At 35.8% G+C, this 1,113-nt stretch carries 1 protein-coding gene; it reads left to right on the top strand.

Features of this window, described 5'->3' with window-relative positions:
• The coding region (locus I3255_RS14650; protein ID WP_238039484.1) for a hypothetical protein at positions 1–1,113 on the top strand (1,113 nt) is incomplete at both ends.

The raw sequence follows: 1,113 nt of genomic DNA, 5'->3' as shown, positions 1-1,113 counted from the left end.
TTGCTCCAGCTGGCAAAATAAAAGCCACTTTTGTTGATAAGGAAGTGGCTGGATTAAAATACCGCTGTACAAGTGGCGAAACGGGTACAACAGGTTCTAAGGGGGAATTTGTTGTTACTGAGGGTACTCGTTGTTCGTTCTCTATAAATAACTTAGAGCTTGGTACAACACAAGTTACTGATCTAAATAAAAAAGCAATTACACCGTACGATATTACAAAAAATGGTAACGTAAAAAATATTGCGGCACTTCTTCAAACATTAGACAGTGATGGTAATCCTGAAAATGGCATCAATTTATCTGATTTAGATACTTCTGTTGAGCTACCAGTATCACTTCTAAATACAAAAAATGAAGCTGAATTCCAGCAAATATTATCTAAACAATTACCAAACAAAAAAGTGGTTAGCTTTACTGACGCTCAAAAACACCTCGATAATACCTTATCAGTAATGGGTGTACTTCGTGGTTACCATAGTGTCGCAGTAGAAAAGATCATTACAGATATTAATGACAATGTTCTTCCGAAGCTCTCCGAAACTGATTTCCAATCGAAATTAACGGAATACAAAACAGCTCTTAATAATGCAGAAAAAGACAATGCTGACGTTGCAACTCTTCAAGCCGTTATTACTGTTGCTGAAGTCTTAAATGAGCCACAAGTCAAAGAGCGATTTTCATTTACATACCCAGCAGATGATAATCCTTTCGATTATAGTGAAATATTACCTCAAGCCATTGATGCTGCTGTAAATGGTAGAGCTAAAATGCTTGTTAATAATGAAGTTACAGGCTCAACAGATAAAGAAGCTGAAACACTATACCATTTTGCTCAAGAGCTTAAAAAAGCAAGTGATATGCTAGGTGTTAGTTTTAGCTCTTCTGAACGTATTGCTCAATACGATAAAGATGGCAAAATCACTTTAGATTATCAACAAGCCCAATCTATTCGCGCTATAGCACTCACTGCTGCAAATATGTTAAGTACTGTGGCAGCTTATCAATTAGGTAGCGACGAGCAATATCTACCAAAGACAGCTAAAGACTTAAATCTTAAAGTAGTAAAAGAAACTTGTGATTGGAATAATGTAGATCAACCATGTAATAAAGTTT

Origin of the sequence: Psychrobacter sp. Ps6, assembly GCF_022129235.1 — a bacterium.
Taxonomy (GTDB): domain Bacteria; phylum Pseudomonadota; class Gammaproteobacteria; order Pseudomonadales; family Moraxellaceae; genus Psychrobacter.
The sequence above is the reverse complement of the archived record's forward strand: the minus strand, read 5'-3'. Positions and strand labels throughout refer to the sequence as shown.